12 protein-coding genes are annotated in these 13,345 nt (G+C 39.6%); 11 read left to right on the top strand and 1 reads right to left on the bottom strand.

What is annotated here, in order from left to right:
- Positions 1 to 626: 626 nt before the first annotated feature.
- The 10 genes from clpA to AK823_RS08425 all read left to right on the top strand — a co-directional run bounded on the left by clpA (position 627) and on the right by AK823_RS08425 (position 11,739).
- Positions 627 to 3,215, top strand: coding sequence for an ATP-dependent Clp protease ATP-binding subunit ClpA (gene clpA / locus AK823_RS08470; RefSeq protein WP_068328188.1), 2,589 nt, complete (start codon positions 627 to 629; stop codon positions 3,213 to 3,215).
- 189 nt (positions 3,216 to 3,404) lie between these two features.
- Positions 3,405 to 4,142 carry a uracil-DNA glycosylase gene (locus tag AK823_RS08465; protein WP_068036297.1) on the top strand — a complete coding sequence of 246 codons (738 nt, stop codon included), beginning with the start codon at positions 3,405 to 3,407 and terminating at the stop codon, positions 4,140 to 4,142.
- A gap of 18 nt (positions 4,143 to 4,160) precedes the next feature.
- Positions 4,161 to 4,778 carry a tRNA adenosine(34) deaminase TadA gene (gene tadA, locus AK823_RS08460; protein WP_228138833.1) on the top strand — a complete coding sequence of 206 codons (618 nt, stop codon included), beginning with the start codon at positions 4,161 to 4,163 and terminating at the stop codon, positions 4,776 to 4,778.
- A gap of 113 nt (positions 4,779 to 4,891) precedes the next feature.
- Positions 4,892 to 5,647 carry a (d)CMP kinase gene (gene cmk, locus AK823_RS08455; RefSeq protein WP_068328186.1) on the top strand — a complete coding sequence of 252 codons (756 nt, stop codon included), beginning with the start codon at positions 4,892 to 4,894 and terminating at the stop codon, positions 5,645 to 5,647.
- Between the two features lie 314 nt (positions 5,648 to 5,961).
- Positions 5,962 to 7,653: a 30S ribosomal protein S1 gene (rpsA, locus tag AK823_RS08450; protein ID WP_203226536.1), complete on the top strand. Its 1,692-nt coding sequence runs from the start codon at positions 5,962 to 5,964 to the stop codon at positions 7,651 to 7,653.
- A gap of 414 nt (positions 7,654 to 8,067) precedes the next feature.
- A complete protein-coding gene (locus AK823_RS08445) occupies positions 8,068 to 8,370 on the top strand; it encodes an integration host factor subunit beta (protein WP_068036291.1) in 303 nt (100 codons plus the stop codon).
- Between the two features lie 147 nt (positions 8,371 to 8,517).
- Positions 8,518 to 8,925, top strand: a complete 408-nt coding sequence (locus tag AK823_RS08440) for a lipopolysaccharide assembly protein LapA domain-containing protein (RefSeq protein ID WP_068036289.1) — start codon at positions 8,518 to 8,520, stop codon at positions 8,923 to 8,925.
- Between the two features lie 78 nt (positions 8,926 to 9,003).
- Positions 9,004 to 9,705: an orotidine-5'-phosphate decarboxylase gene (gene pyrF, locus AK823_RS08435; RefSeq protein WP_068036287.1), complete on the top strand. Its 702-nt coding sequence runs from the start codon at positions 9,004 to 9,006 to the stop codon at positions 9,703 to 9,705.
- Positions 9,706 to 9,947: 242 nt separating this feature from the next.
- Positions 9,948 to 10,745, top strand: coding sequence for a metallophosphoesterase (locus AK823_RS08430; protein ID WP_068036285.1), 798 nt, complete (start codon positions 9,948 to 9,950; stop codon positions 10,743 to 10,745).
- 160 nt (positions 10,746 to 10,905) lie between these two features.
- Positions 10,906 to 11,739, top strand: a complete 834-nt coding sequence (locus tag AK823_RS08425; RefSeq protein ID WP_068036283.1) for a histidine phosphatase family protein — start codon at positions 10,906 to 10,908, stop codon at positions 11,737 to 11,739.
- Between the two features lie 115 nt (positions 11,740 to 11,854).
- Here the strand turns inward: AK823_RS08425 and rpsT are convergent, their stop codons facing one another.
- A complete protein-coding gene (gene rpsT, locus AK823_RS08420; RefSeq protein ID WP_058369082.1) occupies positions 11,855 to 12,121 on the bottom strand; it encodes a 30S ribosomal protein S20 in 267 nt (88 codons plus the stop codon).
- A gap of 457 nt (positions 12,122 to 12,578) precedes the next feature.
- Here rpsT and AK823_RS08415 point away from each other — a divergent pair, with 457 nt between their 5' ends.
- Positions 12,579 to 13,289 carry an NAD-dependent epimerase/dehydratase family protein gene (locus AK823_RS08415; protein ID WP_068328184.1) on the top strand — a complete coding sequence of 237 codons (711 nt, stop codon included), beginning with the start codon at positions 12,579 to 12,581 and terminating at the stop codon, positions 13,287 to 13,289.
- Positions 13,290 to 13,345: the final 56 nt, after the last annotated feature.

Below are 13,345 nucleotides of genomic sequence, written 5' to 3'. Positions count from 1 at the left end.
CTTATAAACTAATATCCAGATAATAAGTCAAACTCACACCTATATTCGTATCCAATATAATCCCTCTACTCTTGATTTTTAATAATGATAGCCTTATATAAGGCTTATCGATAAATTTTGTTTACCTTGTCACTTCATCTACTTAAATCATTATATTCCGTTAATATTAATCTTATCTTACTTCTAAACGTTTTTGATTTGATAATCTAGGACGTCGTTTTCCCGTCTTTTTTACTTTGGTTTTTTGATTCAAAAACTAATTATTAGCAATGTTCCTTATCAAAACCTATCCCTAATTTATCGTCATTTTCAGCTTGATTGATATTATAAGTAGAGCTATCTGGATTGCGTAGTACGTGCTCTTATGTATAAAGTGAAGCTTATAATGCATGAATCCTGATAATTATACCCTTTGATACATTTTAGTACGTGTTAATAGATTGACTATATGTAACTATCATGTTGAGATGAATAAGTGCTGATGCTAAATGTGGTTGCAATTGTATTATAGCCAATGTCTTTTGATAACTATCATGTTTTGACCTTGAACAATCCCTTTGTCGCCCTGATTTATCAATTAAGCTATTAAATTATTATAAAGAGTTGTATAACCGTAGGAATTTCTTATGTTAAGTCGTCACCTTGAAGTCTCTTTGCGTTTGGCAATGACGCTTGCGCGCCAAAAATCACATGAGTATCTCACTGTTGAGCATTTATTATTAGCCCTTCTTGAGAACACGCATGCTGCTAATACCTTAACTGCCTGCAATGCAAATGTTTCAAATCTACGTACGGAGCTTGAAGCTTATATTGATAAGCACACGCCTACGATAGATGTAGATATGGAGCAATCACCACAGCCTACCCAAAGTTTTGATCGTATCTTGCAGCGAGCTATTTTTCATGTTCAGTCCATCGGCGGAGGCCGTTTGGTTGAAGGCTCAGATATTTTAGTATCTATGTTTTCTGAGCATGATACCTATGCTGTCTACTTGCTCAAAAAGCAAGGTATTAGCCGCTTGGAGCTTACTCAATATCTCTCACATGGACAAGATAAAGATGAGCCATCTGAGCCACGTGCTTCTATTACTGGAGAGCGACGTAGCGCCTCAGAGAAGACTAGTAAAGATCCGTTAGTAGAGTTTGCGAGCAACCTTAATCAGCGTGCGGCAGAAGGCAAGACTGATCCATTGATTGGCCGTGCTTCTGAGATTGAGCGCACCGCACAAGTACTATGTCGTCGCCGCAAAAACAATCCGCTATTAGTAGGTGAACCAGGGGTCGGTAAAACCTCTATTGCTGAAGGTTTGGCGTGGCTAATCATCAATGATAAAGCACCAAAACCGTTAAACGGCTGCGTGATTTATAGCCTTGATATTGGTGCACTGATAGCAGGTACTAAGTATCGTGGTGATTTTGAAAAACGTATGAAATCGCTACTCGATGCACTTAAGAAAAAACCTAATGCTATCTTATTCATTGATGAGATTCATATGATTATTGGTGCAGGTTCATCAATGAGTAGCAATATGGATGTGTCAAATCTGATTAAACCGGCTCTTGCAAACGGCGAGTTGCGCTGTGTGGGTTCGACGACCTTTACTGAATATCGTCAAGTGTTTGAAAAGGATCATGCGTTATCACGTCGCTTCCAAAAAATCGATGTAAAAGAGCCGAGTGTCGAGGATAGTATCGATATTTTACGCGGTCTCAAACCACGCTATGAAGAGTTCCATAACGTTGAATATACTGATGAGGCGCTAGTAACTGCAGTACAGCTATCGTCTAAGCATATTCATGAACGTTTTTTACCAGACAAAGCGATTGACGTTATCGATGAAGCTGGTGCCTATAAGCGTCTAGGGGTTATTCCAGATGCGGACGATATTAATGCAGAAGACAGTTTAATTGCTGATTTAGATAGAAATATCGGTGATCAAGATTATGAAAGTATCGATACTGATAATGCTGATATTGATAATGAAATGCAGGATGAGGCAGCCGCAGCTAAAGCAAATGATCAGTCTAAGAACTATGAAGATTTGCAAACTGCTAACAATAAAAAGCCACCGATGAAAATTGATGTTGCTGATATTGAAGCTATTGTAGCGAAGCTTGCACGTATTCCACCCAAGTCAGTTTCCAGCGATGACAAGAGTATTCTTGAGCATTTAGATCGCGATCTTAAGCACTTAGTATTTGGACAAGATGAAGCTATTGCGACACTTGCAGATGCAATTAAGCTTTCGCGAGCAGGTTTGAAAGCTCCAGAAAAACCTATCGGCTCATTCATGTTTGCAGGGCCTACAGGGGTTGGTAAGACAGAAGTGTCGCGTCAACTAGCAAATCTATTAGGAGTAGAGCTTGTACGTTTCGATATGTCAGAGTATATGGAAGCGCATACTGCTTCACGTCTAATTGGCGCGCCTCCAGGCTATGTCGGTTATGACCAAGGCGGTTTACTTACTGAGAAGATTAATCAGCATCCGCATTGTGTGTTGCTATTTGATGAGATTGAAAAAGCGCATCCTGATGTTTTCAATTTATTGTTACAAGTTATGGATCATGGTACGTTAACCGATAATAATGGTCGTGTGGCTAGTTTTAAACAAGTTATCGTTATTATGACTACCAACGTGGGTGCAGATAGTATTAGTCGCTCATCTATGGGCTTTACCCAGCAAGATCATAGCCGTGACAATACTGAAGCATTGAAACGAGTCTTTACGCCTGAATTCCGCAACCGTTTGGATGCAATTATTCAATTTAATCCATTAGATACATCGGTAGTTATTTCTGTCGTTGATAAGTTCTTAGTAGAGTTACAAGTACAGCTTGATGACAAACAGGTTACCCTAGAGATTGATGACGAGGTACGTGATTATTTGGCTGAAAAAGGTTATGACCGTCTGATGGGCGCGCGTCCGATGCAGCGTTTAATCCAAGATGAGATTAAAAAACCATTGGCAAATATGATTTTATTTGGTGATTTGGTTAATGGCGGGGTGGTACATATAACCCTAGAACCAGAACAAAATGATGAGCTAGATACCGCTGCTGATAGTGTTTCGCTTGACAAGAATGAAGCTACGCAAAGTAGTAACGTGCCAAGTGGCAACATGCAAAGTGATAAAGGATCAGCAGATAGCCGGATTATACTGACTGTCGTTGAAATCCATGAACCACGTTCAGACTCTGAGTCCCTAGCAAGCTAATTACCTTCTACTTCTAAATCAAAAAACGGTTACTTCGGTAGCCGTTTTTTTATGATTTTCGTTTATGCTATTGCTATACTTTATAACAAAGCGAACATAACATTTTGCTAGTATAGATTTTAAGATGAGTTTTGGAATATTACTGCCTATCTTTTATCTAACTGATAACGAATAAAAAAAGGATACATTATGGAACTGTTCAGTGAACAGACGACCAAAACAGCAGAGCAAAAACAGGCAATTTTAGACAATGTCCGTCTACCAGAAGACTGGAAAACTGCATTAGCAGATGAATTAACGTCTGAGAATATGGATAATCTACGTGAGTTTCTAAAAGAGTCTTATCAATCAGATGATAGTGTATATCCACCTGCTCCTTTGATGTTCAATGCTTTTAACTTAACGCCTTTATCACGAGTTAAAGTCGTTATTTTAGGACAGGATCCTTATCACCGTCCAGGTCAGGCAATGGGGTTATCATTTTCTGTACCGAAAGCAATTCCTAAACCACCTTCTCTTAACAACCTACTTAAAGAGATGGCAGATGATATCGGTACTAGTTACTCGGCACATGGCGATTTGACCTATTGGGCGCAGCAGGGTGTTCTATTGTTAAATAGTTCCCTAACAGTCAGAGAAGGTGAGCCAAACAGTCATCAAAATAAAGGCTGGGAGCAGTTTACTGATGCTGTCATTGATGTGGTCAATGAACAAACAGAGCATACCGTATTTATATTGTGGGGTAGTAAAGCACAGAAAAAAGGTAAATATATAGACACTGACAAACATCTTATTTTGACAGCAGTACATCCTTCACCTCTTGCAGCCAATCGCGGTGGATTTTTTGGTTCTAAGCCGTTTTCTAAGACCAATGATTATTTAGTACAGTACGGTCAAGCGCCGATTGACTGGCAGTTGCCACAATAAATGATAAATTACCAGAATATGAATTTACAGTCTTATGACTTAATAGATAGCCAGTTAATAGCTAATAAATTCGCTGATATCCAACTCGCAACCAGTACGTTTTGGTCAATCCAAGACGTTAAATGGATGCAGGAGGCTCTTAGAATTGCTAAGCAAGGTGCTGAGCGTGGAGAGGTGCCAGTAGGAGCAGTTCTAGTGCATAATCAGCGAATTATTGGGCAGGGATTCAATGAGCCAATTGGTCGCCATGATGTGACTGCACATGCTGAGATAGTAGCACTAAGAAATGCCTGTACGCGTTTAAAAAATTATCGCTTACCACTTCAGACCACATTGTATGTGACTTTAGAGCCTTGCACGATGTGTATTGGTGCGCTGATTCATGCACGTGTTGATAGATTGATATACGCAGCGAGCGAGCCACGCGCTGGCATGGTTGGTAGTCAAATGAATTTACCAATACAGTCCTTTTATAATCATAATATTGAAGTACATAATGGTTTATGTCGAGCACATAGTAGTCAGATGCTTAAGCACTTTTTCCGTGAGCGTCGACAAGTAGTGAAAAAAATCAAGCACAATATTAATAATAAACAAGATATGAGTCTTGGTGATAGTGAGGTTTCTTTGCTATAATATTGCCCTATTTGATGGCTAACCAGTTAATCTGTTGTCAATCGTTTGATAAATAAGTAAATACTGTCCTAGGTTGCTATCACATAAGTAGCGTCTATTATTAAGTGAGTGTTATGACTGTCTCTACACCTAATGCTAACAACAGTAGCCAAATGCAGCCTTTGAGCTATCCTGTCATTTGTATTGATGGGCCAAGTGGCGCAGGTAAAGGCACAGTAACATGGCGATTAGCACAAGCGTTAAATTATCAGTTGTTAGACTCAGGTGCTTTATACCGTATTGTAGGACTGAAAGCTTTTGAGGCGGGATTGATTAGTGCAGATGCAAGCGAAGCCATTGATGAGATGGCTGTATTAGCGTTGACTCAAAGCTTAGAGATTGCTTTTGTACCTAATAATAATTCAGGGCGTGTCGATATTCTTGTCAATGGTGAGGCGGTCGGTGAACAAGTCCGTAACGAGACCATTGGAGGCTATGCATCACAGATAGCAATATTTCCGAAAGTTCGTCAAGCATTGTTAAAATTGCAACAAGATATGGCAACTCGTTCAGGGTTGGTTGCTGATGGTCGCGATATGGGTACAGTGGTGTTCCCAGATGCTGATGTAAAAGTGTTTTTGACTGCCAGTGCTGAAGCGCGTGCCGAGCGCCGTGTCACTCAGCTACTAAGCGCTGGTCAAACAGCAGATTTTGAAGCGATTTTAGCCACGATTAAAGCCCGTGATGATCGTGATGAAAACCGCGCAACTGCACCATCAAAACCAGCAGAAGATGCATTGCTACTCGATAGCTCATCCTTAGATGCTAATATGGTTTACGAGAAAGTTAAGAAACATTGTCAGGATAAAGGTATTTGTTTTAATAGATAATAAAAACAACATAGTAAGTGCCAAAAACTTTGCTATAAGGTGTGGTTTTAGTATAAAATCATAGTAGTAAAAATCTATAGATTTTAGAATTCTATTTGTAGACATCGTTTAATAATACAGATACGTCTATAGTAGATATAAAAAATCTTAATGTAAGACAGTTGTTGCTAATGAGTTCGCCAAATAATTCGCTTATTATCAACAAACGTTTTTTTATATGATTGTATAAGATATAAAACCAGTATTCTCGTTTTATGTAATCATAAATTTGATCCGTACTGTGCTGGACAGGCTACGGCTATACAAAGGTAGACATAATGGAATCATTTGCTGAACTATTTGAAGCGAGCATCGAAGAAACAGGTCTGGATATCGAGCGTGGCTCGGTTATCACCGGTACTGTTGTGGCCATCGATAACGACTGGATCACTGTTGATACTGGTCTGAAATCTGAAGGTATTGTCGCTCGTGAAGAGTTTTTAAGCGAAGAAGGCGAACTTGAAGTTGAAGTTGGCGATAGCGTTGATGTCGTGGTTGAAGCAGTTGATAACGGTATGGGTCAAACCTTACTGTCACGCGAAAAAGCCAAACGCGTTGAAACTTGGAATATCCTTGAAAAAATCTCTGACAATGATGAGATCGTAAAAGGTATTATCTCAAGTAAAGTTAAAGGCGGTTTCACTGTAGATATCGGTTCAGTACGCGCATTTTTACCAGGTTCATTGGTAGACGTACGTCCTATCCGTGACACTACGCATCTTGAAGGTAAAGAGCTAGAATTCAAAGTTATCAAACTTGACCAAAAACGTAACAACGTTGTGGTAAGTCGTCGTGCAGTTATGGAAGCTGAAAACTCAGCTGAGCGCGAAGAGCTATTGAACAAGCTTGAAGAAGGTATCGAAATCGAAGGTATCGTTAAGAACCTTACTGATTACGGTGCATTCGTTGACCTTGGTGGTATTGATGGTCTATTGCACATCACTGATATGGCATGGCGCCGTATTAAGCACCCATCAGAAGTTGTTGAAGTGGGTCAAGACCTAAAAGTTAAAGTATTGAAGTTTGACCGTGAGCGTAATCGCGTAAGCCTAGGTCTAAAACAACTTGGTACTGATCCTTGGGATAACGTTGGCGGCACATACCCAGTAGGTAGTGTGGTTAAAGCACGCGTTACTAACTTGACTGATTATGGTTGTTTCGCTGAGATTTCTGAAGGTATTGAAGGTCTAGTACACGTATCAGAAATGGATCATACCAACAAAAACATCCATCCATCAAAAGTCGTTCAAGTGGGTGATGAAGTTGAAGTAATGATTCTTGATATCGATGAAGAACGTCGCCGTATCAGCCTAGGTATCAAACAGACTCTAGCTAATCCATGGGATGAGTTTGACAAGAAACATGAGCGCGGTGATAAAATCACTGGTACGATTAAATCTATCACTGACTTCGGTATCTTTATCGGTCTAGACGGTGGTATTGATGGTCTTGTTCATCTATCTGATATCTCTTGGAACGAAACTGGCGAAGACGCTATCCGTAACTACAATAAAGGCGACACCGTTGAAGCAATGGTATTGTCAGTAGATGCAGAAGCTAACCGTATCAGCCTAGGCGTGAAGCAGTTAAGCTCTGATCCATTCAACGAATACCTAGTCAACAATGACCGTGGTGCTATCGTTAATGGTAAAGTGAAAGAAGTAGATGCTAAAGGCGCTACTATCGAGCTTGCTGATGAAGTTGAAGCTTACCTACGTGCCTCTGAGATTCAACGTGATCGCGTTGAAGATGCTACTAAGCATCTAACTGTTGGTGATGATGTTGAAGCGAAAATCATCAGTGTCGATCGCAAAACACGCAACATCAACTTGTCTATCAAAGCGAAAGACGAAGCTGAAGAGCGTCAAGCGATTAAAGATCTTGGTAGCACGAGCACTACTGCTACTCCAGGTTCTGATGCACAGCCAAAAACTATTGGTGACTTGATTAAAGAGCAAATGCAGTAAGCTGCACGCTTTTGATATATTAGTAGCATAAAAAGAAAGCGACTTCGGTCGCTTTTTTTTATTTAATTTTTATCACTACTTATAAATAGTTATAATTTCATTTTCATTGCTAATAAATTCCGCTATTATTTGCAACTATGAGTAACGAAATGTAAACTACTACCAGTAATCTAATATGTCATAGAGATTTAAACTATGACTGTCTATATTATAATTTTTTGAAGTACGCTACTCGAAACAGATTTTGACATTATATTAGTAACTTTTAAATGAGGGAGTTGGTTTAGATATTATGTTTCGCAATTAGCGTTAAGTTGTGAATCCAATGGTAGCTAGTACCTTAGTTAGCAAATATCTAATACTTTACTCATATAATCAAGATGATGACCATAAATTAATAAGGCAAGTGTAACAATGCAACAAGCGATTAATAAGTCCGACTTTATTAGTAATTTGAGTGTGAGCTGTGACACCATGACTGAAATGGTCGTTGATGATGCAGTACGAGAAATACTAAACCTAATGGTAGATACTTTGGCGAATGATGGCCGTGTTGAGGTTCGTGGTTTTGGTAGTTTCTGTTTGCACCATAGAAGAGCTCGTATGGGACGCAATCCAAAGACAGGTGAAAGTGTACCTGTACCTGCTAAAGCTATTCCACATTTTAAGCCTGGTAAAGCACTACGTGAAGCAGTCAACGATAAAGTAGCATCATAGTCAATACAGGGTGGTAATTAACAGAATAGGTATAAAATGATAGTTGTTTATGATTTATCATAAGCAATTATTATCTCTATTATTTACCATAATATTATTTGCTGTTATTGAGCAGATATTTCTATCTACTATTGAGGTATATGTATCATGCGCTTTTTATTGTTTGTCCTACTATTTTTAAGCTTTGCTTATGCGCTTGGTTTGGTATTAGCAAATAATACTGAAATCGGGGTAAATCTACTATTTTCGCAAGCACCTACGATGAATTTGGGATTACTGCTGATACTTTGCTTAATACTGGGTATCGTAATTGGCATGTTATTGGCGCTATTGATTTTCCGTGTATTACAAAACAAATGGGAAATCTCACGTTTGCAAAAGTTGAATGCTAATTTGCAAGAACAAGTGACACAGGCTAATGTTGTTATCGATCGTCAAGCAAATGCTCCAACAGTAGAAGAAGCTGTCTATGGAGCAAATACAGGCCAAGTACAAGACGAAGTAACTAATACCCTTGATGATGAAACTATGCTTACTAAACGTAAGCGAGATTAACTCGATTGATGAGTAATCTGATATTGATTTGTATAAAAATATGATGCTTTAATAACTCCAATATAAAATGGCACAATTATGAATAACAATGTGATAACTTCTCCAGTCATTGTTGCTTTGGATAATATGACTGTAGATGCAGCGTTAGCGTTGGCCGATAAACTAGATCCAACGTTATGTCGGTTAAAGGTAGGTAAAGAGTTGTTTACGCGTTGCGGTCCTTCGATTGTAGAAGCTTTACATCAACGCCAGTTTGAAGTGTTTTTAGATCTTAAGTTCCATGATATTCCTAATACTACCGCACAAGCTGTGTTAGCAGCAGCTGAGCTTGGTGTATGGATGGTTAATGTCCATGCAAGTGCAGGTTTAGAAGCGATGTCTTTAGCAAAGGAACGTCTGTTAGCAGGTAATTATAAAACGTTGCTAATTGCGGTAACGGTGCTCACTTCTATGAGCAAAGACAACCTAGTACAGATTGGTATCGCTGATGATTTAGATGATCAAGTGAGTCGATTAGCAAAACTTACTCAGCAGGCTGGTCTTGACGGAGTAGTTTGTTCAGCACAGGAAGCAAAAGCTCTGAAAACCCTGTGTGGCACTGACTTTAAATTGGTTACTCCAGGTATTCGGTTGCCTGAAGATAGCGCAGACGATCAGCAGCGTATTTGTACTCCGAAACAAGCTCTAAGCGATGGATCAGATTATCTGGTTATTGGTCGTTCAATCACTCAAGCGCCAGATCCTGCTGCTAAACTACAAGCGATAATAAAAGGTATTTAAGGTTTTTATTACTGTATAAATACTTTATTTACTTTTAAGAAATAATAAAAAGGACAGCTGAAAAGCTGTCTTTTTTACTTTTTGCTGGTAGATGGAAAAGTGCTACACTACCTTGATTTATGCTTATACCAATTCTAAAGATATAAGTAGCTGTGTCAAACTCGCTTGGTCTGCTAGATATAGTGCTTACGCGTGTTTTCTTGGATTTTTAGAATTGAAACTATTGGATAGTATTGGATAATATGAAATTACAGATATTGAGTGACTTACACATTGATAGTTATGCTCGTCAGTCACACCCTATCGGGCACATTCCTAAAACTGATGCAGACATAGTGCTAGTGGCGGGCGACACTGCCAATAGCGATAGTGGTATGCCATGGTTACAAGAGCAAGCTACGCGTCTACAAGTGCCTTTAATCACTATTGCGGGCAACCATGAGTACTTTAATGAAGATGTGCTACATTTCGATAAAAAGCTCGCTATGTGGGACAACTATAGCGAAACGTCAGGTCAAGGCGTACGAGTACTTCAATGCCAGCATATCGATATCGGTGATATACGTATATTAGGGTGTACGCTATGGACGGATTATCAGTATCAGGCCAACGAAGATACAATGGTGGTTGCTAAACGTTTTATGCGTGATTATAAGCAGATATATGCAGGTAGCGAGCTATTCTCACCTGAGGTATCGATGCAGCTGCATGAAAAGCAGCGTCAGTGGTTAAAGCAAGCACTAATAACTGCACAGCAGCTAGGTAAAAAAACTGTTGTTATGAGTCATCACAGTATTAGCCCATTGTCAGTTTCTGAGAAGTATGCCACGCTGCCGAGCAATGCTGCATTTGTCAGTGATTTCTCTGCTTGGATGCATGAATCTTGGGCACCAATTCTATGGGTTCATGGACATACTCATGAAGCGTTCGACTATCGTATTGGCAATACACGTGTGATTGTCAATCCGCGTGCTTATCCCAATGAGGTCAGTAGCACCGAGATTGAGTTTGCGTGGGATAAGGTAATCGATATTGGTTAAAGTACTTTAGATTATGTTATTGGTTCATTGTAGTATCCATGAGTATGAACATTAATCCTTTTAAAGCTTGATTATTATGATGATTGTTAGCTATGTTTTTTATTGCTAGTCAGCTGTTATTTCGTTCACTACCGCTCAAAAATCTGCTACGCTAGCTACCATGAGTAAACTCCCTGATACCCCAAATTCCAAGCTGTCTGAGACGACAAAGCCTCTTAAGATGAGCGCGCCTGCACCCGCGCATCTGCCTGATAGCATGATATCCTCAGTCAGCTTGTTGCCTACTGACAAACGCCTGATTTTGTTTACCAGACACTCACTACGCGAGCGCTCTGATGGTAATGGGTTTGCCAGCTATCAGCTACCATTGACTCCTAAAGGCCGAATATTAGCGAAGTCTTGGGGGCGTTGGCTAGCAGGTCATCTGCCATATTCTCTCGACGTAGATAGTATCTCAAGCCCAATCGGGCGTTGTATTGATACAGCGCAGCTAATGCAAGAAGGGGCTGGGTTACAGCGTGATATAGCCCATCAGTCGCTATTGGTTGAGCCAGGTAGTCTAGTGACTGAGCCTGATATTGCTAATGCAGTATTTAAAGAGATTGGTGTGCTCAATTTTATCAATCGCTTCTTGCAAGGGAATCTTGAAGGCACCAAAAATGCCTATCAAGGTGGTCTCGATATCTTATCGCTTTTTTATCAAAACCAGCCACAGCATGGACATTTAATGCTAGCTGTTAGCCATGATACGTTGCTGTCTGCTTTCTTAGCGGTAATGTTTGATGTGAGTGAGATTGATTGGAATGATTGGCCAAAAATGATGGAAGGCGTATTTTTATGGTTTGATGATAAGCCATTCGAGCAGGCTAATGCTTATTTTGTATGGCGTGGCGAGATTTATGTTCGTCCGATCAACACGTTGTTGGACAGCTACCGTGCTGCTGGTTTTCATCCTAGCAAACTATTATTACCACCAGAGGTAAAGTGGACATAATGACAAGCATGAATATTTGGGTTGCTGTTTTAACCATTACATTTTGAATAGACATAAAAAAACCTTGCCACTAGGACAAGGTTTTTTTGATAACCGGTTATTAACGCAGCTGATCTTAAGCTTGGAGAGCTTTGATAGCTTTGTTTAGACGGCTCTTACGACGGGCAGATTTATTCTTATGAATAATGCCTTTGTCAGCCATACGATCAAGAACAGGTACCGCTTTTTTGTAAGCTTCGGTAGCTGCGTCATAATCTTTAGATTCGATTGCCGCATCAACACGCTTTAAATAAGTACGAACCATAGAGCGTTGTGACGCTGAATTCTGGCGACGTTTAGTGTTTTGACGGGCGCGTTTACGAGCTTGTGCAGTATTAGCCACGCGTATCTCCTTTATGAAAGACAGATAAAAATATGAATGTTGATTGCAATAATGGGTTTAACAATCATCGGTGACGAGCAGCCGTCTCGCCAAACATGATGTCGATGCCAAATATAAGCCATCGCAAGCGTCAAAGCCATTTGGAATAATTAAATAGCTATGACGTGTAAAGCCGGACATCTTAGCAAATTATTGCGCTTAGAACAATATATTTGACCATCAAAGCGTAAAGAAGTTGTATGTATTGCCATACTAAACCTTCTATAAGGTGAAATATGAATAAATAAACGGCTAATATTCAAGCGTTTGATAAAAACTCTTACAATAAATCATGGATAGTAGCGACAGTTATAGGGTAACTTAGTTATGATACTGCGCTATGATTTCAAGATGATACGACTTGACGATTATAAATAGTTTTTATAACACTTTACGATTATGAAAAAATGGATAGGATATGCAGCAAAAAGCAATTTTAATTGGCGCGACAGGTTTGGTAGGTCAGCATCTTGTCAAACAGCTTAGCGAGCTCTATGATACTTTAATAGTGATTGCAAGGCGTCCGCCACGGTATATCAACGCTAGCATGAGGTTTTATCAAGTTAGTGACTTTGATAACTTAGCCGAAATTTTTGCAAATGTTGGTGCAGATCGAACGACGGATGCATTTAGCTGCCTTGGTACAACTAAAAAACAGGCAGGTAGTGATGAGGCATTTAGAAAAGTAGATCATGACTACAATGTGAATTTTGCCAAACTATGCCATGACAAAGGGGTTAAGAACTTCTTTTTGTTATCGTCCATGAATGCAGATATTGATAGTCGGTTTTTGTATAACCGAGTAAAAGCTGAAACTGAACAGTCGATTATGGCGTTAGGCTTTGAGCAATTAGCTATCTTCCGCCCTTCATTATTATTGGGTAAGCATAAAGGTCGTCCACTTGAGAGCATTAGCCAAAAAGCCTTTCAAATTATCTCACCTTTAGTTTCTGAGTCGTTACCGTTGCATCCTATTTCAGCCAAGCGCGTGGCAATTGCTATGGCAATGAGCGCTCATGATCTATATGAACGTCGTAAGTATAGTGAATATCGTTCTGAGTCAAAGCCTAGTGCTACTGATATCATCGAAAATAAACAAATGCTGGCGATGACCCGTGTAAAAAAGTAAATCGTAAAACAACTGATAGTCATCAACAAGGAGTGTATAACTATGTCAGAATCAAC

Source organism: Psychrobacter sp. P2G3, from assembly GCF_001593285.1.
In the GTDB taxonomy this organism is placed as follows: Bacteria; Pseudomonadota; Gammaproteobacteria; order Pseudomonadales; family Moraxellaceae; genus Psychrobacter.
Note: the sequence above shows the minus strand (reverse complement) of the source record. Positions and strands in the feature narration are given on the sequence as shown.

What these genes read in the sequence shown, in the direction of transcription:
- clpA (WP_068328188.1), top strand. Translation starts at nt 627, where the DNA reads ATGTTAAGTCGTCACCTTGAAGTCTCTTTGCGTTTGGCAATGACGCTT.
- AK823_RS08465 (WP_068036297.1), top strand. Translation starts at nt 3,405, where the DNA reads ATGGAACTGTTCAGTGAACAGACGACCAAAACAGCAGAGCAAAAACAG.
- tadA (WP_228138833.1), top strand. Translation starts at nt 4,161, where the DNA reads ATGAATTTACAGTCTTATGACTTAATAGATAGCCAGTTAATAGCTAAT.
- cmk (WP_068328186.1), top strand. Translation starts at nt 4,892, where the DNA reads ATGACTGTCTCTACACCTAATGCTAACAACAGTAGCCAAATGCAGCCT.
- AK823_RS08445 (WP_068036291.1), top strand. Translation starts at nt 8,068, where the DNA reads ATGCAACAAGCGATTAATAAGTCCGACTTTATTAGTAATTTGAGTGTG.
- AK823_RS08440 (WP_068036289.1), top strand. Translation starts at nt 8,518, where the DNA reads ATGCGCTTTTTATTGTTTGTCCTACTATTTTTAAGCTTTGCTTATGCG.
- pyrF (WP_068036287.1), top strand. Translation starts at nt 9,004, where the DNA reads ATGAATAACAATGTGATAACTTCTCCAGTCATTGTTGCTTTGGATAAT.
- AK823_RS08430 (WP_068036285.1), top strand. Translation starts at nt 9,948, where the DNA reads ATGAAATTACAGATATTGAGTGACTTACACATTGATAGTTATGCTCGT.
- AK823_RS08425 (WP_068036283.1), top strand. Translation starts at nt 10,906, where the DNA reads ATGAGTAAACTCCCTGATACCCCAAATTCCAAGCTGTCTGAGACGACA.
- AK823_RS08415 (WP_068328184.1), top strand. Translation starts at nt 12,579, where the DNA reads ATGCAGCAAAAAGCAATTTTAATTGGCGCGACAGGTTTGGTAGGTCAG.